The 21,960-nt window shown below is 43.3% G+C and carries 17 protein-coding genes; 4 read left to right on the top strand and 13 right to left on the bottom strand.

The window, feature by feature from the left end; all coding sequences use genetic code 11:
- Positions 1-848: 848 nt before the first annotated feature.
- The 9 genes from pgl to BMX50_RS08315 all read right to left on the bottom strand — a co-directional run bounded on the left by pgl (position 849) and on the right by BMX50_RS08315 (position 12,907).
- The gene (gene pgl / locus BMX50_RS08355) at positions 849-1,580 is read right to left on the bottom strand and encodes a 6-phosphogluconolactonase (RefSeq protein ID WP_091210037.1); all 732 of its coding nucleotides are present in this window, start codon (positions 1,578-1,580) and stop codon (positions 849-851) included.
- 7 nt (positions 1,581-1,587) lie between these two features.
- Entirely contained in the window at positions 1,588-3,102 is a 1,515-nt protein-coding gene (gene zwf, locus BMX50_RS08350) for a glucose-6-phosphate dehydrogenase (RefSeq protein ID WP_091210036.1), read from the bottom strand.
- A gap of 26 nt (positions 3,103-3,128) precedes the next feature.
- Positions 3,129-4,553, bottom strand: coding sequence for an NADP-dependent phosphogluconate dehydrogenase (gndA, locus tag BMX50_RS08345; protein WP_091210035.1), 1,425 nt, complete (start codon positions 4,551-4,553; stop codon positions 3,129-3,131).
- Positions 4,550-5,173 carry an HAD family hydrolase gene (locus BMX50_RS08340; protein ID WP_091210034.1) on the bottom strand — a complete coding sequence of 208 codons (624 nt, stop codon included), beginning with the start codon at positions 5,171-5,173 and terminating at the stop codon, positions 4,550-4,552. The genes gndA and BMX50_RS08340 overlap by 4 nt, the downstream gene beginning before the upstream one ends.
- A 105-nt stretch (positions 5,174-5,278) precedes the next feature.
- Positions 5,279-6,367: a transaldolase gene (gene tal / locus BMX50_RS08335; protein WP_091210033.1), complete on the bottom strand. Its 1,089-nt coding sequence runs from the start codon at positions 6,365-6,367 to the stop codon at positions 5,279-5,281.
- 269 nt (positions 6,368-6,636) lie between these two features.
- Positions 6,637-7,344, bottom strand: a complete 708-nt coding sequence (rpiA, locus tag BMX50_RS08330) for a ribose 5-phosphate isomerase A (protein WP_091210032.1) — start codon at positions 7,342-7,344, stop codon at positions 6,637-6,639.
- A gap of 136 nt (positions 7,345-7,480) precedes the next feature.
- The gene (gene tkt / locus BMX50_RS08325) at positions 7,481-9,484 is read right to left on the bottom strand and encodes a transketolase (RefSeq protein ID WP_091210031.1); all 2,004 of its coding nucleotides are present in this window, start codon (positions 9,482-9,484) and stop codon (positions 7,481-7,483) included.
- 39 nt (positions 9,485-9,523) lie between these two features.
- Entirely contained in the window at positions 9,524-10,279 is a 756-nt protein-coding gene (locus tag BMX50_RS08320) for an ROK family protein (protein ID WP_091210030.1), read from the bottom strand.
- A 243-nt stretch (positions 10,280-10,522) separates the two neighbouring features.
- Positions 10,523-12,907 carry an alpha-L-rhamnosidase-related protein gene (locus tag BMX50_RS08315; RefSeq protein ID WP_091210029.1) on the bottom strand — a complete coding sequence of 795 codons (2,385 nt, stop codon included), beginning with the start codon at positions 12,905-12,907 and terminating at the stop codon, positions 10,523-10,525.
- 352 nt (positions 12,908-13,259) lie between these two features.
- Between BMX50_RS08315 and BMX50_RS08310 the strand changes: the two genes are divergently transcribed.
- Both BMX50_RS08310 and BMX50_RS08305 read left to right on the top strand, forming a co-directional pair.
- Positions 13,260-15,680 (top strand): DUF2339 domain-containing protein, encoded by a 2,421-nt coding sequence (locus BMX50_RS08310; RefSeq protein WP_244280901.1) that lies wholly within the window; start codon positions 13,260-13,262, stop codon positions 15,678-15,680.
- A complete protein-coding gene (locus BMX50_RS08305) occupies positions 15,673-16,890 on the top strand; it encodes a DUF3999 family protein (protein WP_091210028.1) in 1,218 nt (405 codons plus the stop codon). The genes BMX50_RS08310 and BMX50_RS08305 overlap by 8 nt, the downstream gene beginning before the upstream one ends.
- A gap of 574 nt (positions 16,891-17,464) precedes the next feature.
- On the opposite strand, the gene BMX50_RS08300 is transcribed toward BMX50_RS08305, so the two are convergent.
- From BMX50_RS08300 to BMX50_RS08285, 4 genes are all read right to left on the bottom strand, one after another.
- Positions 17,465-18,457 carry an amidohydrolase family protein gene (locus tag BMX50_RS08300; protein WP_167667843.1) on the bottom strand — a complete coding sequence of 331 codons (993 nt, stop codon included), beginning with the start codon at positions 18,455-18,457 and terminating at the stop codon, positions 17,465-17,467.
- 158 nt (positions 18,458-18,615) lie between these two features.
- The gene (locus BMX50_RS08295) at positions 18,616-18,930 is read right to left on the bottom strand and encodes a hypothetical protein (RefSeq protein ID WP_091210026.1); all 315 of its coding nucleotides are present in this window, start codon (positions 18,928-18,930) and stop codon (positions 18,616-18,618) included.
- A 79-nt stretch (positions 18,931-19,009) separates the two neighbouring features.
- Positions 19,010-19,939 (bottom strand): TIGR01777 family oxidoreductase, encoded by a 930-nt coding sequence (locus tag BMX50_RS08290; protein WP_091210025.1) that lies wholly within the window; start codon positions 19,937-19,939, stop codon positions 19,010-19,012.
- Between the two features lie 2 nt (positions 19,940-19,941).
- Positions 19,942-20,763, bottom strand: coding sequence for a DCC1-like thiol-disulfide oxidoreductase family protein (locus BMX50_RS08285; RefSeq protein WP_091210024.1), 822 nt, complete (start codon positions 20,761-20,763; stop codon positions 19,942-19,944).
- Between the two features lie 276 nt (positions 20,764-21,039).
- Here BMX50_RS08285 and BMX50_RS08280 point away from each other — a divergent pair, with 276 nt between their 5' ends.
- A complete protein-coding gene (locus tag BMX50_RS08280; RefSeq protein ID WP_091210023.1) occupies positions 21,040-21,657 on the top strand; it encodes a hypothetical protein in 618 nt (205 codons plus the stop codon).
- The gene (locus BMX50_RS08275; protein WP_091210022.1) at positions 21,654-21,956 is read left to right on the top strand and encodes a winged helix-turn-helix domain-containing protein; all 303 of its coding nucleotides are present in this window, start codon (positions 21,654-21,656) and stop codon (positions 21,954-21,956) included. The genes BMX50_RS08280 and BMX50_RS08275 overlap by 4 nt, the downstream gene beginning before the upstream one ends.
- The last annotated feature ends 4 nt before the right edge of the window (positions 21,957-21,960 follow it).

Here is a 21,960-nt window from a genome sequence, read left to right as displayed (position 1 = left end):
ATGTTGTTTTAAACACACAGCAAATTAACAACAGAAATCAGATGCGATTTTTCATCCAAAAGTCATGAGTATTTAATCAATTGATTGATAGTAATTTATTTTTTGACCCTATGGGTAATTTAGTCAGGAGAGTGTAAAATGGGTTAGTAATTGCTGTTTTTCTGTCAAAATTAACATTGTCTTAACATGGATTTTTGATCCGAAAAATGATGAATTCTGCGTGAAATTGCAGAAAATGGCGAAAGACCTTTTAAAAATGGAGTTGAGATGGATGGTTGAACGGTGGTTGTTTATTTTTCCACGCAACTTCGTTTCTTTCATTTCTTGCGCTCGTTTCAACAAGCCCAAGTTTAAATATATCGAGCCTAATTTAGCCGCTGTAGCGCATTCAGGCTAAAGAGTGATAGATTTCTTCCTGCCAAACAAAAGGGGCCTAAGCAAGCGCTTAATCCCTTTTATTGACCTTCTTGCGCTCGTTTGTAACGAGCACTTAACGTGGATTAGCGTTTATAACGCGACTGGCTATACAATCGCCAAACCATATTAAGCACTCGTCGCAACTTCAAGTGTTGGGAAGATGAAAGTTTCCTGGAAAAACAAACAAAAATCATGTCATTGCGAGCGCAGCGTGGCAATCTCGTAGCCAATGCATGGCCGAATTGCATAGCTACGAGATTGCTTCGTCGTTCCTCCTCGCAATGACATGGCTTTTTATACTAACATTCCCAACGATCCCTCATCTTCCCTACACTTGAAGTTGCAAACGAGTGTAAGTTTAATCCACTTTAAAATCAAAAAAGGGCCTAAGCAAACGCTCAGGCCCTTTTATTGTCAAATAATAAAGTATATTATTCTTTAGTCTCCAATGCTGCAGCAGCCGGTTCATCAAGGAACCATTCTACTTCGCCGGAGATGGAATCGATGAGTTGTGCGGGATACAATTCAATATCCTCGTCATCTTCCAGTATGTGTTTTACAGCCTCGGCTTTACCTGCGCCGTAAACTAAGAACGCAATTTGGGCAGCGTCATTAATAAGCGGCGCATTGAGGGTAATACGCCATACCTGCTGATCTTCCAGCCATACTTCTTTTACGCCGGGCACACGATCATGCAGCACCGGTGTATAAGGGAATAGTGACGCTGTATGTGAGTTATCACCTAAGCCTAATAGTACCAGGTCAAAGCTTGCTTCGCCATCATCAAAAAACGCCGAGATCACTTCCCAGTATTTGGCGGCAGCTTCGGCCGGGCCAAATGATGTTTCAACCGGGAAAATCTGTGCCGGGCTTATCAGCAGGGGCTCAAACAAAGCTTTTTTAGCCATTAGGTAGTTGCTATCCTTATGGTCTTGAGGTACGTTGCGCTCATCGCCAAAAAAGAAGAAAACCTTTTCCCAGTTTACCTGGTCGGCATAAGTTGTTGAAGCCAGCAGCTCATACAACTTTTTAGGCGAACTGCCGCCCGAAAGCGCAACACTGAACTTGCCGTTTTTGTTAATAGCTTCGGTAGCCAGGGTAACAAAATGATCTGCCAGTCCGGTTAGTACTTCGCCTTCTGTGTTATAGATATTCAGTGTCATCAGTTTTTTATTTTTTACCGTTTACAGGTAAAGTAAACCAATTATAGCCATCACGGGCAATTAAAGCTTCAGCAGCCTCAGGTCCCCATGAATCGGCCGAATAATTAGGGAAATTGAGGCTCTTTTTGCTTTGCCATGTGTTCAGGATAGGCATTACCAGTTCCCACGCAGCTTCCACCTGGTCGCCACGCATAAACAAGGTCTGATCGCCCATCATGGTATCCAATATCAGTGTTTCGTAAGCCTCAGGAGCCTGGTTGGTATAAGTACCTTTATAGTCAAACACCATATCAACGGCGTTTAATACCATATCAATACCCGGGCGTTTAGCCTGAACCTGCAAACGAATGCTCATTTCGGGCTGAATACTGATGATCAACCTGTTTTGCTGCCAGCTTTCGGTTGCTTCGGCAGGGAAAATCTGGTGCGGAACATCCTTAAACTGGATGGTGATAACCGATGACGACTGGTGCAGCCTTTTGCCTGTACGCAGGTAAAAAGGAACACCCTGCCAGCGCCAGTTATCAATGAAGAACTTAATGGCGGCAAAAGTTTCAGTATTTGATTCGGGATTAACTTTTGGTTCTTCGCGGTACCCCGGTACTTCTTTACCTTTCATCCATCCGCTGCCGTATTGGCCCCTAACGGTCGAATTACGAACATCCTCGGCAGTAAACTTGCGCATGGCTTTCAGCACGTCAACCTTACGGTCGCGCACTTCATCGGCACTAAAGCTGATAGGCGGTTCCATAGCAATGTGGCAAAGCAATTGCAACAGGTGGTTCTGGATCATATCACGCATAGCGCCTGAGCCATCGTAGTAATCACCGCGCTCTTCTACACCTAATTGCTCGGTAACTGAAATTTGTACGTGTTCAATATGGTTACGGTTCCATAGCGGCTCCATAATGGAGTTGGCGAAACGGAAAGCCATGATGTTTTGAACAGTTTCTTTACCCAGGTAGTGGTCAATGCGGTAGATCTGGCACTCGTCGAAAATGCTTTTTAACAAAGCATTCAAGTCTTTTGCTGTTTCCAGGTCATGACCAAATGGTTTCTCGATGATGATCCTTACTCGTTTTTTATCATCGGCCAGTTTAGCTTTTGATATGTTTGATGCAATGATCGGGAAGAAATTAGGCGCTACCGCAAGGTAAAACAACACGTTAGCCTTGGTTTTCCACTCGGCGTTGTGTTTTTCAATGCGTTTGCCAAACTCTTTGTATGTTTCAAAATCGGTAGCGTCAGATACCTGGTAATAAACGTTCTTTACAAATTCGGCCCATTGTTTATCATCCGTTTTACCGCTGCGCGAAAACTGGTTGATATCCTTATACAGGTTTTCTCTGAATTGTTCATCAGTAAGCTTGGTACGACCGGTACCTATAATGGAAAATTGTTTAGGCATCCATCCATCTAAAAATAGATTATATAGGGCCGGAGCAATTTTCCGGGAGTTTAAATCTCCCGTTCCACCAAAAATGATAAATATGGTAGGCTCTGATTTAACTGTTGTGCTCATTGTTGTGTTTTAATTAATAGCGTTAATTAATCGTTTGCAGGAGCCCATTGTGTATGGAAAGTACCTTCTTTGCCAATAAGCTCGTAAGTATGCGCACCAAAATAGTCGCGTTGAGCCTGGGTAAGGTTTGAAGGCATCCTTTCGCTGCGGAAAGCATCGAAGTAGCTTAATGCCGAAGCATAACCCGGAGCAGCAACACCGGCAGCAATAGTAGCCGATAATACTTTCCTGATGCCCGGCAAAGTGCCGGCAACCAATGCCTGGATATCGCTGTCAAGCAACAGGTGAGGTAATTGCTGATCTTTGCTGTAAGCGTTGTAAATATCATTCAAAAACTCTGAACGGATGATACAGCCGCCTCTCCAGATTTTGGCAATTTCGCCTAAATGAAGGTCATATTTATACTCTTCAGATGCTTTGGTAAGCAGGTGCATACCCTGAGCGTAAGTAACGATGCTGGTGAAATAGAAAGCCTGCTCTAAAGCAACTAATAACTCTTCTTTATCTCCTTTCAGGTCGATAGGATCATTATATAGCGTTGACGCTTTTTCGCGAAGTGATTTATATTTTGACAGATCGCGCATAGATACTGATGTATCGATGGTTGGGATTGGGGTCACCAAATCCATAGCCACTTGCGATGTCCATTTACCGGTACCTTTGGCCTTAGCTTCGTCTTTAATATCATCTAACAATAAATGATCGGTACCCGGAGCTTTGTATTTGAAAATATCTTTGGTGATATCTAACAGGAATGACTGTAAACGGCCCTCGTTCCATTTTGTGAACAAATCGCCTATTTCATCATTACCTAACTTTAAGCCTTTTTTCAGGATCTCATAAGTTTCGGCAATTACCTGCATAATGCCATACTCGATGCCGTTGTGTACCATTTTAACAAAGTGACCTGATGCGCCGGGGCCAATGTAGGTAACACAAGGCTCGCCGTTAACTTTAGCAGCAATAGCTTCAAAAATAGGTTTCATTACAGCGTAAGCATCCTTATCGCCACCCGGCATCATGCTTGGGCCACGACGGGCTCCCTCTTCACCTCCTGATACACCCATACCAAAGAAGTGAAGGCCTTTAGCTTCCAGCTCTTCAACACGACGGTTGGTATCAGTAAAGTGCGAGTTACCGCCATCAATCAGGATATCGCCTTTTTCCAATAACGGGGTTAATTCCTCAATTACGGCGTCAACAATTTTACCGGCCGGCACTAACATCATGATAGCCCTTGGCGTGGTTAAGCTTTGAATAAATTCCTTAACGTCTGAAAAGCCTTTGGCTTCCCTGTCACCAGCTTCCTGGTTCAATGAATCTACTTTACCGGTATCTTTATCGTGTCCGGCAACCGCGAAGCCATGATCGGCCATGTTCAGCAGCAGGCTGCGACCCATAACACCCAGGCCTATCATGCCAAAAGCGTATTTGTTTTCTGTTGCGCTCATTTTTTGAGGTTTTCTTTTTTAAGAGTTTCTAAAATTTTCTTAGTGCTTTCGAGGCTGGTATGCTGGAACGAGCGGATACCCAGTTTTTGTGCAGTATCAACAAACATTTTCCTGTCGTCGAAATAAACGCATTGCTGCGGTGACGCCTGGGCTATGCCCATGGCTAACTGCCAGATACCCGGATCGGGTTTACGCATTTTTACTTCGCATGATGATACAAAGGCATCAAAACATTCATGCAGCTTAAACTTGCGTACCCGGTAATCGTTCAGTTCCTTGCCTTCGTTGTTCACTGATATAATACGGAAGCCGCAATCTTTTTTCCACTCCTTCAAAAATTGCAGCATAGGCAATTCAACAGAGGTAGAATAGATAAAATCCTTAAAATCTTCGCGTACAAAATCCCTTGGGTGGTTAAATATCACCGTATCAAGGTATTCATCAAGCGTGATGCTGCCAATTTCATATACGTTGAAAATGAAATTGTGCAGGGCGTTAACCTCATCATAGTCAAGGTTAAACCTTTTAGCCGCTTCTTCGCGGGCTTCGTGTCCCCAACCGTTCGACAGCAGAATGCCGCCCACGTCAAAAAAAAGGATCTTCAGATCAGCAACTTCCATAGATGTAGTATTTTTTTAGCCGGAAGCCTTTAGTCTTAAGTTCAAAGTTAAAATAGTTATTTCGACTTCGAACTCAAGACTTTTGACTTAAGACTCAGAACTTAATTATTTGTTTTTTTGTGCTTCGATAGCGTTCAACAGCTTTTCAAACGGCTTGTTGAATTTCTCGATACCTTCATCCTCTAATTGCTGGGTTACAGCAGCAAGGTCGATACCTAAAGACGGCAGTTTAGCTAAGATCTCGGTAGCTTTATCCAAGCCGGCTTCTAATGTATTGGCGGCAATACCGTGATCACGGAAAGCATCAACAGTTTCCAACGGAACGGTATCAACAGTATCCGGGCCAATTAATGCCTCAACATATTTGGTATCTTTAAATGCAGGGTTTTTGCTGCCGGTACTTGCCCATAGCAAACGCTGTGGTTGTGCGCCCTGGTCGGCAAGTTTTTGCCACCTTTCGCCACTGAATACCCTTTTGTAAATTTCGTAAGCTTTTTTAGCTGATGCGATTGCGACCTCACCATACAGCTCTTTTTCGCCTTTTGCTTCGATAATAGGATCCACAACAACATCAATACGGCTCAGGAAGAAGCTGGCTACTGATGAAATGTGGGCAATTTTATGACCTGCAGCTAAATGCTCTTCCAAACCTGCGATGTAAGCTTCGGTTACTTCTTCGTAACGCTCTAAACCAAACAGCAGGGTAACGTTAATGTTGATACCTTTTGCAATTGATTGCTGAATAGCAGCCAAACCTGGTTTAGTGCCAGGGATTTTGATCATTACGTTTTCACGGTCAACTTTTTTCCAAAGTTCTTCGGCTTGTTTAGCAGTACCTTCGGTATCTAAAGCCAAAAACGGAGAAACTTCAAGGCTTACGTAACCATCAACTTTGTTTGATTCTTCGTAAACACCTTTAAACAGGTCGGCAGCGGCCTGGATATCTTTAACAGCTATTTCAAAAAACAGCTTTTCGTTGTCGCTTTCAGATTTAAGTGCAGCGATATCAGCATCATAATCAGAACTGCTACTGATAGCCTTTTCAAAAATTGCAGGGTTTGAAGTAACGCCGCGTACGCCGTCAACGTCAATTAATTCTTTAAGTTTTCCTGAAGAAATGATCTCACGGTCAATAAAATCAAGCCAGATACTCTGACCAAAACCATGTATCTGCGCTACGTTATTAGTTGCCATAATAGGGTTTGTTTTTGTGTTTGTTAATTATTTTGTTAAAAGCGCGATGAAGGTAGTAAAAATTGCTACCAAATCGGTCTGTTATGTAAAGTTCTTAATAAGAATGCCGGTAATTGTAAGATTTATATCATACTTTGTTAACATATCCTGGTTAAGTCCCCCGGTTTTTAGCCGTAAATGCCAGTTTTTAGTCTTAAATCATAATTAGTAGGTCAAAAGTCCCATTTTCTTTATGATTTCGGGCTAAAGACTTTAACTTAAGGCTAAAGCTAATTATTCGATGCCATGATAATGTTCACATCAAAGCCGATAAAAAGTCCGCTTTCAATTACTCCTGTTATCGATTTAATATCTCTTTCAAAACTTTTACCGATCTCAGCAAACTTGGCATCCAGTACCAGGTTGCCGTTTTCTGAAATTATCGGGCCGTCTTTACCTTTTGCAGGGCGGATGGTTAATTCGGTAGCTCCCAGGCTTTTCAGTTCTTTTTCCACATAAGGCAGCGCTTGAGGGAAAACCTCAATAGGTACCGGAAATTTGGAACCTAACTTATCAACCATCTTCGACTCATCGACTATAATATAGCTAACCGCGCTTGAGCTGATGAGCAACTTTTCTTTGAACATGGCCCCTCCCCGCCCTTTGATCAGGCTTTTGTCAGGGTCAACCTCGTCGGCACCGTCAAACAGCCAGTCGGGCTTATATTCATACAGCGTTGTTACAGGTAACCCTAATTTGGCGCAAAACATAGAAAGCTCCACCGAAGTAGGGATAGCCTTTACATTCAGTTTTTCATCTTTTACCCTTTGGGCAATAGCCACCAGGGCCAGGTATGATGTTGAGCCTGAGCCAACACCTATAATATCGCCATCCTTAACTTTTGCTGCAATTTCGGCAGCTACCTTTTGTTTGCCTTCGATGTTGATGATCTTATCGGCCCACTCCAGGTTATTTATCAGGTTGCTGTTCCAGTTCATTTCTTTAGAATCAGGAAGTCAAGAACCAAGAGATAAGAAGAAAAACTTATCTCCTTACTGTTTGACTCTTACTTGTATATTTTTTAAAATCAAGAGCCAGGAAAATTCTTGATTCCTGACTCTTGATTTCTTGCCTCTATAAAAGGGCTTTTGCTTTTTTAACAACGTTATCAACAGTAAAGCCGAAGTGTTTGTACAGGTCTTCGGCAGGGGCTGATTCGCCAAAGGTGGTCATGCCAAGCATATCGCCTTCGTCGGTGATGTATTTATGCCAGCCCATTGGTGATGCCATTTCAACAGCCAAACGTTTTCTGCTTGCTTTCGGGAATACCGACTCTTTGTAAGCCGCATCCTGTTTTTCAAACAGCTCCCATGATGGCATACTTACCACGCGGGTTGAGATGCCCTCGGCTTCCAGTTTTTCCTGAGCCTGCATGATTAGTGCTACCTCCGAACCGGTAGCGATCAGGATCAGATCTGGTCCTTTGCTGCCTTCAGAAAGTACATAAGCGCCTTTCTCCAGGTTTTCGGCTTTGCCATATTTATCCTGGTCAAGGATAGGTAAGCCCTGGCGGGTAAAAATCAATACGGTTGGGCCGCCTTTTTTCTCGATAGCAACACGCCATGCATGTGCACTTTCGTTGGCATCAGCCGGGCGGATCACGGTTAAGTTTGGTATCGAGCGTAAAGAAGCTAATTGCTCAACAGGCTGGTGGGTAGTACCGTCCTCGCCTAAACCAATACTGTCATGGGTATAAACGAAGATCGGGTTGATTTTCATGATGGCTGCCAAACGGATTGGCGGGCGCATATATTCTGAGAACATCAGGAAGGTAGCACCAAAAGGAAGCAGGCCTTTAGTTAAAGCCATACCATTTAAAGCCGAACCCATGGCATGCTCACGGATACCAAAGTGGAAATTACGGCCTGCACGGTTTTCTGATGTAAATGAATCGTACTCTTTCAGGTTGGTTTCTGTTGATGGGGCAAGATCGGCCGCACCGCCAATCAGGTTTGGCAATGCCGGAGCGATAGCGTTCAACACTTTGCCCGATGCCTGGCGGGTTGCCATTTTAGGATCTGAACCTTTAAATACCGGTAGTTTATCTTTCCATCCGGCTGGTAGTTCGCCTTTCGCGGCAGCTTCATATTCGGCAGCTAATTCAGGGAATTTTGCTTTATAATCGGCAAATAATTTGTTCCATTTTTCTTCAACAGCAGCACCTCTTGCACCTTTGGTATGGTAGTAATCCAATACTTCGTCAGACACGTTGAATGATTTATCAGGATCAAAACCGAAGAACTGTTTTACCAATTTAATTTCATCGGCACCAAGCGGTGAACCATGCGAGCCTGCGGTACCCGATTTGTTAGGGCTACCATAAGCTATCAGCGAACGAACGCGGATAAATGATGGTTTCTGGGTTTCAGATTTGGCGTTGATCAAAGCCAGCTCAAGCGCATGGGTATCATTAACATCGGCGATGTCCTGTACATGCCATCCGTATGAACGGAAACGGGCGCTTACATCCTCAGTAAATGCAATATCGGTACTGCCTTCAATGGAGATGTGGTTATCATCATATAAATAAATGAGGTTGCCCAATTGCAGGTGACCGGCTAACGATGCAGCTTCAGAAGTTACGCCTTCCATCAAATCGCCATCGCTGCAGATGGTGTAAATATTGTAGTTAAACAGCTCAAAACCTGGCTTGTTGTAACGTGCCGCCAAGTGTTTTTGTGCGATGGCAAAACCTACAGCATTGGCAAAACCCTGTCCCAGCGGACCGGTAGTTACTTCAACACCCGGAGCCAAACCATATTCCGGGTGACCGGCAGTTTTACTGTTTAGCTGGCGGAATTGTTTGATATCATCTAAAGAAAGATCATAGCCGGTTAAATACAAAAAGTTGTACTGTAAAATACAAGCGTGCCCAGCCGAAAGGATAAACCTGTCGCGGTTTGCCCAATCAGGGTTTTTAGGGTTATAGTTCAAAAACTTTGTCCATAAAACGTGGCCCATCGGCGCAAGTGCCATGGCTGTACCAGGGTGGCCCGAATTTGCTTTTTGCACGGCATCGGCAGCTAATACCCTTACGGTATCTATCGCCAATTTTTCTATGTCTTGTTTGCTTTCCATTTTATTTGTCAGGTATTGTAGTTAGTGTTAGTTTTTAATTTATTCGGTAGGCGTTGCAATTTTGCGCTTGGTTTTGCTTTCGTCTTCGCTAACCCAAAGCCTTGCGCCGCCTTTGATACCATCGGCATTGGTAACTATTTTCATGTTTTTATCAAGCTTAAAAGTAAGCTCGTCTGAATTGCCGCCGCCAATGTATAAAGTATCGTAATTGAATACAGTTTTCAGTATTTTGAAAACCTTTTTCATACGCTTATTCCATTTTTCTTTGCCTTCTTTCTCCAAAGCCTTCTCGCCTATATAGTTATCATAGGTAATGCCCTCCTTTATCGGCAGGTGGGCCAGCTCAAAGTGTGGCAATAAATGACCGTCCATTAACAAAGCAGTACCAAAACCGGTGCCCAGGGTTATCACCATTTCAAGGCCTTTACCGGCAACTACGCCAAGGCCCTGCATATCGGCGTCGTTTACTACCTGTGTAGGTTTACCCAATGCTTTTTCCAGCTTTTTGCTCAGGTCAACATCTGCCCAATAATCGGTACCCAGGTTAGGCGCAGTTTTAACAACCCCGTTTTTTACATAACCCGGAAAGCCAACCGATATTTTATCATATGCCGGAAAATCCTTTACAAGGGTGTTGATAGCTTTTATAACGTTTTCGGGATTTGCAGGAGCGGGAGTCGCAATTTTGTCATACTCCATTTTTAAATCCCCTTTTTTATTCAGGATAGTGGCTTTAATGTGTGAACCACCGATATCGATTGAGAGAACCCTTAATTGGGATGGTGTTTTTTTCATTTAGCGTAATTTATTTAGCTGGTTAGCAATTTGGTGAAACCCTTAGTCCCCAGCGCATAAATATCACATTTTAATAATATCAAATTGTTAAATAATGCGATAAAATCAATTTATCCCTCTATGAGCAACAAAGGTAAAGTTAGCGTTGCTTTTATTTACCAATTTAATTTTTAAAAGTATTTTACTTATGCGTGGCAAAAACAATGTAATTAAGGTAAAATGTTAATAACCCCGTTAGTTTTTTCAGATGATTAAACTGTTATTACCTGTTTTTAGCGTAAAAGTTTTCCCTTTCCATACAAAAATGCCCGATGTGTTGCCTGGTAAGGTTATGCTGATGTTCCATTTTCCCTTGTTGAACAGATATTTAGCGAGAATTTTTCCGTTTGGATGTGGTACCTCGCCGCTAATGTTTTTGATCTGCCCCAAATGCGGTTCAATTTTTATTTTGCTGAAGCCGGGTGCATAACTATCAACTCCTAAAACAGTACGGTAAAACTCAATATTAGGACTTGCGCCCCAGGCATGACAGTCAGAACGGTTATGGTCAAGATCGGAGATCTCGGCCCAGGTAGTTAAGCCCATTTTGATATTATCACGCCATATATTTAGCCAATTTAAATATTCATCGCCCAATCCTCCTTTTACCATAGCCTGGTGCAGGTAATATTTAAAATAGATGGTGCATTTGGTGAGCGTACTATCATTTAATAGCTTTAAGCTGATATCATGAGCTGTTAGGTTGTTTACCATGCCAGCAAGTACCGCTATAGAATTGGTATGCTGAGAGAACAATTGCTTATCCTCGGTATCGGCATAAAGCTTTTTGCCTGCATCCCAGTATTTGTTTTGGATGGCGATTTTTAACTGTGCTGCTTTGGCTTTATACATTGCTGCAAATGCAGGCATGCCCATTTTTGCTTCCATTTCGGCAGCTTGCTGGTAGGCCCACATTAATTGCATATCCAATATAGCCGATGTGCCTTTGGCGCTTTTGGGTGCCTGGCCAAAATCCCAACCTTTATCGCTCACCCAGTCAACAAATGTCCAGTAAGGGGTATCTTTCAATGAGCCATCAGCCTGTTGGTATTTGCTGAAAAAGTTAAGCACATCGCGCATGCCGGACAGCTTATTTTTTATAAACGAGCTGTCGGGCCGGTACATCCAGTAATCATGCAGCATACCTATATACCATAAAGAAAAGGTCGAAATAATTTGAGGCGAGAATGAAGGGTGACGGCTCAGTGTAATCCCCTCGGCCAAACGCGAATGATCCATTTGGTTGATGGCATTGCGCACCAACCTGTCATCGCCACTGTTATAAAAAGATACCAGCGCCTGTATGCGGGTATCGCCTACATATTGTAATTGCTCATAGTACGGGCAATCGGTATAGGTTTCACCAGCGCAAAGACGGGCGGTGCGCCAGCCTATATCCAGCATTTGCTGTAATTCGGGGTTTGGCGTTTCCAGTTTGGCATTCATTTTAAACGGATACCCGGTAAACGTTCCGTAAATATCATCAATAATTAATGGCTCGTCTTTGGTTGTTATTTTTACCTCGATATACCTGAATGTGCGCCAGGTTAAAGTAGTGAATGAATTACCGGAAGCACCATCTGAGATGATGCTATCCCGACGACCAACAAAAATCTTCCCATCCACATCATTCCGGTTACCTTTTACGGGGCCGTCGGAGCTGGTCAAAGTTTTGAATAATGATTCGGTATAACTTATGCCGATCCCTGCATTTTTTCCCTTACTGAAATTAAGCGTTAAAAAAGCGTTGGTTAAATAGGTTTGATCGAGCAGTAAAGTAGCCAATGTATTGGCCGGAATAGTGATCGCAGTTTTGTTTGCAGGGAACGAAGCTGGGATTGTTACACCATCGGCCTTTCGTAAAACCGGGATCCTCTGATTCGTCATTTCCATGGCAGGTATTGACGATGGTACCAGCATCCATCCAAAGGCATTGGTTACACCTTTGGGATTTCCATTATCAATATGGATAGCGTTTCTCCAACTGCTGTCATCAAGCCCCGTGGCATTCCAATCTTTAATGGATTGATTCAGATCTACCCGTTCGCCGGGCCCGGCAACATAATAAGTGTACCAGCCGATGCCTATAATGGGTTGAAATGATTTATCGCGGATACACTTCCAGGTTTTGTTAGTGTTAATAAGCTCCTCGTTCGGGCTATCTCCCTGCATAATAAATCCCGTTTGTAAGGAGATTTGCGCTTCCGGGCGGTAATCGCCATCGTTCCAAACCACAGCCGCAATGAGGTTTTTGCCCGGCTGAAGGTATGGGGACAGATCAACCGTTTCATAGTTCCAATAATAGGTATCGCCACGTGCCGGGCCTAATGAAACAAGCGTTTGGTTAACATAAAGCTTATAGCGGTTATCGGCAGATACATGAACAACAAAGGAAGCCGGTTTAGCGGCGAGCTCAACACTTTTTCTGAAATAATAAACCCCGTAATCTTTTAGCGACTCGTTAGGAGCTGTGATCCAGAAGGCTTTCCATTGGTGTTTTAAAAGCGCGGGATTGATGGATTGCGCATAGACGAATGATGTGGTAAAAAGAAAAACGGCAATAAAGCTGTGCTTGAAAAATGCTTTCATGAATAGTGCGGTTTGTAGGTAATTGGCTGCACAGCTAAATTACAATTAAAGCAACACTAATTTATATGCAATATGCTTAATGATTAAGAGCAAGGATATCGGTTTTAAAAGCTGTTGTAATAGGAGGCACCTACGGAGCCAATTCTCTTTGATTTTAATTTCTACAAACATGCTACTCCTGCGGAGTTTAAAAAGTATACGACTATAACTCCGCAGGAGTAGCATGTTTGTAGAAAGCAAGATGTATATGTATGGCTCCATAGGTGCCTCCTGTTTAAAAGCGACCCAAAACAGGCCCGATAGTGGATTATCTTATAATTCCGTTATCTTTATTTTTTACAAACCTAAAACTATGGATGTATTAGCCGTCTTTTTATTAGTGGTTATCATTATTATGATGCTGAACCACAAGGGCAGTTTAAACAATAAGATCAAGGAACTGGAATTTAGAATATTCGAACTAAGAGGTATTATTGAACAACTGAAAATAACCCGGCCCCCTGCTACCGAAGATATTAAAAAGACCGAAAGCCCAACACCGGTTATCACCCCGATTCCGCCTGTAACGCCGGCTATACCTGTCATTGCTGAACCACCTGTTGTTGAACCGCAACCTCCGGTTGAGGCCGAAATAAAACCAGCACCAACCACACCGCCAAAAATTGAAAGGCAGCCCGAAGTTATTGAAGATAGCCGGTCAATTATCAATCGCCCTATAAAAACACGCGATTTTGAGCCGGCAAAGCAGGTTGAGCCCAAACTATCATTCTTTGAGCGCCATCCCGATCTGGAGAAATTCATTGGCGAAAACCTGATCAATAAAATAGGTATAGCCATACTGGTACTGGCTATTGGTTTCTTTGTAAAATACGCTATTGATAACGACTGGATAGGCTTAGTTGGCCGCGTAGGCATTGGCATTGTTTGCGGTGGTATTTTAATTGGTGTTGCGCATGCGCTCCGTAACAGTTATAAGGCATTCAGTTCGGTGCTGGTAGGCGGCGGTTTGGCTGTATTTTACTTTACCATAACGCTGGCATTTCAGCAGTTTCATTTGTTTAACCAAACAACGGCGTTCATCATTTTAATTGTGATCACCATTTTTGCGGTGCTGCTTTCTTTATTATATGATAAGCAGGAGCTGGCGGTAATTGCCCTGGTTGGCGGCTTTGCCAGTCCGTTTATGGTGAGTAATGGGAGCGCTAATTACAACGGCCTGTTCATTTACCTGTTGATATTAAATACCGGGCTGCTCATTATCGCCTATTACAAAGCATGGCGGATACTTAATATCGTTTCGTTTGGGTTTACGGTAATTGTTTTTTCGACGGTGCTGTACACGCTTACCCCGGCTACCTATCATTTCGGTTTCATTTACGCCAGCATTTTTTACGCACTTTACTTTGCCATCAACATTGCTAACAATGTGCGGGAGAACAAAAAATTCATCGCATCCGATTTCAGTATCCTGCTTATCAATACCGGGCTGTATTTTGCTGCCGGCCTGTACCTGTTAACCATGATGCATGATGAGCAGTACCGTGGTTTATTTTGCGTGAGTTTGGCGGTAGTGAACCTGGTGCTGTCATACATCCTGTTCCGCAACCGTAAGGTGGATACCAATATCCTGTACCTGCTTATAGGCATTACGCTGACATTTATTTCATTGGCTGCGCCTATTCAGTTGCACGGCAATAACATTACCATTTTCTGGGCTTCGGAAACGGTGCTGCTTTACTGGCTGTACCTGCGCTCGGGAATCCAGCTCATGAAATATACATCCGTTTTTTTATGGATAGCCATGTTGTTAAGCCTGGTTATGGACCTGTATCAAACTTATGGTAATTATAGCCAAAGCCTTACCATAATAGCTAATAAAGGATTCATTACTACGGCATTTGCTGCTATCAGTTCATTTTTACTTTCGGTATTGGTTAAAAGAGACGCTACTAAACAAGTGCATACCGAAGTTTTCACCGAGCAGCTTTTTGGGGTAGCAGCACTTGTACTCTTGTTTTTAAGTGGCCTGCTGGAGATCAACCACCAATTCCTGAACCATTACCCGGATACCAACGTTAATATTTTATATATGATGGTTTATACGCCGGTGTTTGTATTTATCTATTACACGATATCACCTAAAGTAGAGGTCATCAATTTTGCCGGTGGCGTGAAGCTTACCATTCTGCTCATCTGCGTAACAGTTTACCTGGTGCTTACACCGCAATATTATTCATTGCAGCATTTAATGCTTGAAGGCGGCAAGCCATCAACAAGCCATTTCATGGCACATTGGATCGGGGCTGTATTTACGGGCTTGCTGTTTTACAGGGTGATCCGCCTGTGTCAGCAAACAATGGACGAAGGCCTAAAAAAAGTGTTCACCTGGTTATTGAGCGCCGGCGTTGTTTTATTTTTAAGCTTTGAGGTAAGCTTGATGAGCAACCTGCTATTCTACAGTAAAGCAAATTCTATCGATCAAATAGAAACTGTATATGTAAAAACAGGTTTGCCGGTATTATGGGGACTGCTCTCCTTTGCGCTGATGTGGCTGGGCATGAGGTACAAGCTGCGGGTAATGCGGGTGGCCTCGTTGACGCTGTTCTCCCTTACCTTAGTAAAACTATTTTTGTTCGATATTAAAAACATCCCGGTTTGGGGTAAAATAGCTGCTTTCTTTTGTTTGGGGGTATTGCTCCTCATTGTGGCATTTATGTACCAGCGAACAGCAAAAAAATCCATTGCCGATGATGAAGCTAAGAAAAATGAATAGGCTAACACTTTTTATACTGCTGCTTTGCGGGGCGATATTACCGGCATCGGCACAAAAAAACTTTAAATATAAAGCCGCGCTGCAACAAATTGACAGCACCGGCTTTTACCGTATTGGCTTACAACCCGGTTTGGTGGCAAAAGCCAGACCCGATCTGTCGGATATTCGCATTGCAGATGCGAAAGGTAATTTTGTGCCTTACATCCAGGCAGGCAGTCTCCCACAAAAAAGCCAGAAAAGCTTTGTTGTTTTCCCGGAGATAAGCAATACCCCTAAAACTGATACCAGTACTGTTTTCATTGTCGAAAATAAAACCGGACTGGTGCTCGACCGCCTTTGGATCAGGTTGCAAAATACCGCCGTAAAACGCAAAGTAAACCTGCTGGGTAGCGATGATCTCAATCAGTGGTTCGCCATTCAGGAAGATATCCCGCTACAGGAAGCAGTACAAAACAGTGAGGGCACTTACCTGCAATCCTTATCCTTCCCGGCAAGTAACTATCGTTATTTAAAAATCCAGGTAAACGATAAAAATAAGAGCCCGGTTAAGTTTTTACAAGCCGGCATTTATACCGAGTATGCATCGGCAGCGCAAGGCTATACAGCTATCACACCTGTAAATATTATCCGTGCCGATAGTAATAAAACAACCTTTATTGACATTAAGCTGAATGATAATTACCAGGTAAACAAACTGCACCTCAGCATCAGTGCGCCGAGGTATTATAAACGTGGCGTTGCGGTTTACCAGTTTGTGAACAAGGGCAAAGAATTGCTGAGCGAAGCTGAATTATCCTCCGATAAATCACCCGATCTGCTGATCGCCGCTAAAACCAATCACTTGCTGATAGAGATAAGCAATGGCGATAGCCAGCCGCTGAGCATCGGAGAGATCAAAGCATATCAATCTGATGAATATCTGATCAGTTATTTGGAGGCTAAGCAAAGCTACCGGTTCATGGTTGGAGATTCCCTGGCGCAAGCTCCCGAGTATGATCTTAAATTTTTTGCCGATAGCATCAGGGAGAACACTCCGGTTATAAAACATGAAGCTGTTATTAAAAACACTGACTATGCCGTAACTGCCAAACCGGCCGGAAAAGATTATACCATATTGATTTGGGTTGCGATCGTCGTTTCGTTAGGGTTGCTCTTATTTTTGACTTTGAAGATGACTAAGGAGGTGAAGAAGAAGGAAAATAATGGGTAACCGTCCCCGAATTTATTTAACGTCCCATCAGGGTCCTCTGCGAGTTTAAGTTAACCCACAAAATTGTTTTGCCGTTTAATCAGCAAGGCATTCTGTTTTGCCCCTCTGGGGCAAAGGGTATTTCTATAATTTTTATGCTACAAACCTTTTGCACCTCTGGTGCATCTGTCCTTAAACATCCCAATTAATAACTGATTATCTTACAAAACCTTGCCGGCCCCAGCGGGGCCACGTGTTTATAGCATTAAAAGAAGGCTTTTTTTGGCTCCGTAGGTGCCTCCTATTGAACTTTCAGGTTGGTGAATTTTGTGGGTTAACTTAAACTCGAAGAGTACCCTGATGTATACGCCACGTTGAATATCCTGGTAGATGTTTAGAAGGCGGTGAAACGCTTTTAAAATAAAACCGCCATTGTAAGTGCAGCTTGACAGTTTCGTAGCTATTCTATCGGATATGCAAAGCCGCTATGGATTGGCTACGGGATTGCCGCGTCACCCCATTACTCATTCCCCTGCTGTTTCTCGCAATGACATGTTGAGTTTATTGTTTAAAAAGACGGCAAGGTTTTAAACATTCAGTTGGCAACCACCCGCGTATTCAATATCTGTTGAGTAGTTTGTTTACCTAAACTTTTATTCAACATTTTGATATACGTATCGATATCTGTTAACGGCCAGTCGGTTCCGAATACGATATGATCTGTACCAATCTTTTCGATCTGTTTTTTGAGGGCGATCAACGGGTGCCAGGTTACCCTGCCTTTGATGGGTTTGACGGGGTCTTTATCTGAACCGAGCGGGAAAACGGCGCTGATATCGAGGTATAAGTGAGGCGTTTTGCCTGAATGCAGATAAGCTGCAATTAATGCTAACGCTTTATCGGTTTGCCGGTCGTAACCGCCCCAACCGGCCATGTGAGCGATAACCACTTTGGTGTTTCCTGCAAAAGGCAGTATTTGTTTTAATAAAATTTCGGTGTTCGCTATACCATCCCACTTTTGGCCGTTACGGAAATGAACGAGCAAAAGCAGGTTGTATTTATTAACAACAGCAAATACTTTCTGCAACTGCTTAACCTGGGCTTTATCAAAAAGATTAACCTTGCTATTGGCAAAATGAAGCTTGAGGCCGGCAAAGCGTTTGGTGGCAGCGCAGCGTTCAATCTCGCCTATGGCATACGGCTTTAACGGATTGACGCTCATAAAGGCTTTCAACCTGTCGAGATCTCGTGCAGCCTGCGCGGCTATCCAATCGTTTTGCTTTTTTACTTCTTCGTATTCATTCTCCACGGGTGTTACCGGCGAACCAAACCAATAGGCATTTGATATGATCCAGGCCGAATAAAACTTTGCCTTATCAAGTCGCTTGATAATGGTGTCAGCGTCAAAGCAAAGCGAATCCATCTTGGTAGCTTTCAGGTGGAAAGCCTTCATCATGCGGTATCCCAATTGCACTGTGGCTGAATCTTGCAGGTGCACGTGGTAATCAGTGTAGTTATTGGGTTTTACCTGTGCCCTTAAGTTATTGGCCAGCAAAATGGAAAATAGCAGGGCGGATACTCGTGACAAATAGCACTTCATTAAGCCTAATATAACTAATTTTAATCCGAACGAAGTAATAACATACGCTACAGATCGGATCTGTTTCCGTGCGATTGCCGCGCCCTCCATCAATCATTTGTATCTTGCGCTCGTTTGCAACGAGTGCAAGATGATACCTAAAGCTATCAACTAAGGATTGTTGATACTATAAAAAACACTGTGATGGTTATTTGTACTTTGCCAGTTTTGTTTGCAACGCTTTTTTGACTTTCTTTATCTTCAAGATCACTTAAGACGGCTCGATTAATTACGTAGGTAATTAATATAAATAATAAACTTTCGGCCAATGCGATAAGTATTTTTATTCCAATTCTTCCCGATGATCGCGCCAAACTTTCTGGAATAATCAGATCATTATAATATGCATTCAAAAAAACCAGTAGCCAACATATTATAATTTGGTAAATAACATTGAATATAGTATATACTGGTCGTTTCATTGTTGTTATTCTTCAAGGCTCTGTTGATAATTTTCACGTGCACCAGTCTGGTTCAAAAAATGCACTATTACCGAACTATTCATTCCCTTATACTCAAAATATCATGCACCGCATGCTCAGCTTTTTCATATTGAAATTTAAACCCGCTATCCAATAAACGTTTGGGCATTACCCAACGGCTTTTTAATATTAGTTCGGTTTCTGTGCCTATCACGATAGCACCAACTTCCAGTAGCCATTGTGGAGCTGGTAAGCCAAGTGGAGCTCCATAAGCCTCGCGGATGGCCCGCATCATATCTGTGTTTTTTACGCTTTCGGGAGCGGTGCAGTTAAATATACCGTTTAGTTCGGGGTGATCAAGTAGCCATTGCGTACTGCGGGCTACGTCATGCTCGTGTACCCAGGCTATGTATTGCTGCCCATCGCCCTGTTTACCACCGAGGCCAAACCTTACCAGGTTAAGCAACCGCGGAAAAACGCTGTCGCTCCGGCCTAAAACAATGCCCATTCGCAGGGCAATTTTGCGGGTGTTGGGTGTATCTGTTTTAAAGAAAGTGCTTTCCCAGATGTTGCAAACATCGATAGAAAAACCATAGCCTATTTCGCCGGTTTCCTCGTCCTGCGGGTGGTCTTCGGCGTGGCGATAAATGGTGGCAGAGGTTACGTTGATCCAAACTTTTGGCGGGTTAACCATTTTATTGATCACCTTTCCCAATAGTTCGGTTGGTACTACCCTTGAACGGATGATCTCCCTTTTGTTTTTTTCGGTATACCGGCAGTTTACATTTTTACCGCACAGGTTGATCAGCATATCGGCACTGGCGAGGTGTACTGTCCAGCCGGCTTCGGTTTCGCCGTCCCAAACAGCGGTATGCACATTGCCATCTACCAGTTTTTGTTTGCGGGCAAGGATGATCACTTCATCTGCCAAATCGCGATAGTAATTAGCCAGCACCGTGCCGAGGTAGCCGTTACCACCGGCCAGCACAATTTTTTTATAAGGCTTCATGATCAGTTAAGGTTTAAAATAAGCAACAATAAAACTATGCGATAAGTTACCCAGGTAACGGTGAGCACCCAGCCCAGGCCCAACAGTTTGGTACGCCGGATATGTTCCAGGAACATCAGCCCGGCAACCGCCATAAAATATAATGTATAAACTACGGGGCTGAGTTGGAAAAGATGACTCATACCCAAACCTATCAGCAGTAATAAACTACCGGCGAAAGAGATGGTCATCATATTGCCGAGGTAGGTCCACAGGTTACGGCGATCAAAGCTGCAAATCGCGGCGCCCTGAAAAAGGACCTGCCCGCCGCAGATCAGGTATTCGCGGTAAGGGTTACCTAAAGGAACCACTCCCACAAGTAGATGTGCATAAGCGGTAAGGATAAAGCCGGTACAAAACCAGGTAAACAGCAAATACAGTAAACGGTAATGGAGTTTAAATGTAGGCTGATACTCAAAGCCGGTTTCGGCAGCGGGGATAATAACCCGCCTGTTATATGATATGAAAGCATAAACTTTGCTCATAAGCCAGATGAATGGCTTAAAGGCAAATAAGGGAGCAAATACCGGCCAGGTATTCGCAATGATCTTGAACAGGCTTTTAACGCCGTAAGTAACCTCCCCGCTTTCCAGATTGATCAGCGCTATTTCATTAACTGCCCGTTGCCTGTCATAAACAGGGCATGTACCGGCATGTGTTTCTTCCTGGTATGAAGAGCGGCCATTATGGTCAAGCATTCCGGTTTTTACAAAAGCGTGGGTATAAACACGGCACATGGGGCATTCGGCATCAAACAGGATCATGTGGTTTTTGAGCGTTTTCATAACTTTCAGTGTTTTCTGAAACAAATATATGAAATGTTTTAAACTTTCAATAAATACTGAAAATTAAATTTAGATAAAAACTGCGTTGTATTGATTCACCCCGACATCGATACGCTGGTCACCCCTACTTTCCACCAAAGGCGAAGAGAGGGGGCCAGCGAAGCGCAGACTGGGTGAGTTAACTATACGTGATGTATTTAAATAATTTGAGAAAAATCCTTCTCCCTCTTGCAAATTCAAATCTTATATTTAACTTTGAACAACAAAGTACTTTTAATGGAAGACAAAGACATTCATGCAGAGTTAAGCTCCATCCGCGACCTGATGGAGCGTTCGGCCAAATTTATTTCGCTTAGCGGCCTTTCGGGCGTAATGGCCGGCGTCTACGCGTTTATTGGCGCAGGCATAGGGTACAATTTGCTGCAGGGCGAGTATGCTACACTTAGGGAGCGCCATACTTACAATGAAGAATTGCTGATTGTTAAATTATTTGTTGTGGCAGTTGCCGTGCTTGTACTGTCAATTGGCACAGGGATCTGGCTGTCGGTACGCAAGGCTAAAAGAACCGGGCAATCAGTTTGGAATGCCGGTAGCAAACGTTTGCTCATTAATATGGCAATCCCGTTGGTTAGCGGCGGTTTATTTACCATGATATTGGTTTACCGTGGTTATTATGGCGTTGTGGCCCCCACTACAATGATATTTTACGGTATGTCGTTAGTTGCCGGCAGCCATTATACATATTCGGGCATTAGGAGCTTGGGGATATTGGAGATTTTATTAGGTTTGCTTTGTGCTGTGATGCCGGGCTACGGCTTAATTTTCTGGAGCATTGGTTTTGGCTTGCTCCATATTATTTATGGTACAGTAATGCATTTTAGATACGATAAGTGAAGATATCATTAGATCAGTTTGACAAAGCCTTTGAAAACCGCATCCGCCTGCAAATCATGAGCGTATTGGTTGCTAATGAAAGCTACGACTTTAACTCGCTTAAAGAACTGCTTAACCTTACCGATGGTAACCTGGCATCGCACCTGAAAGCGCTGGAAAAGGAAGAATACATCCAGGTGGAAAAAACTTTCATTGGCCGCAAACCTAATACCCGGTACCTGGCATCCGAAAAAGGGCGCTCCGCCTTCAGGCTGCACCTCCTCGCGCTCGAAAATTTGATCAAGCAACAAAAGCTATAATTTT

Source organism: Mucilaginibacter gossypiicola (genome assembly GCF_900110105.1).
GTDB lineage: Bacteria > Bacteroidota > Bacteroidia > Sphingobacteriales > Sphingobacteriaceae > Mucilaginibacter > Mucilaginibacter gossypiicola.
The sequence above is the reverse complement of the archived record's forward strand: the minus strand, read 5'-3'. Positions and strand labels throughout refer to the sequence as shown.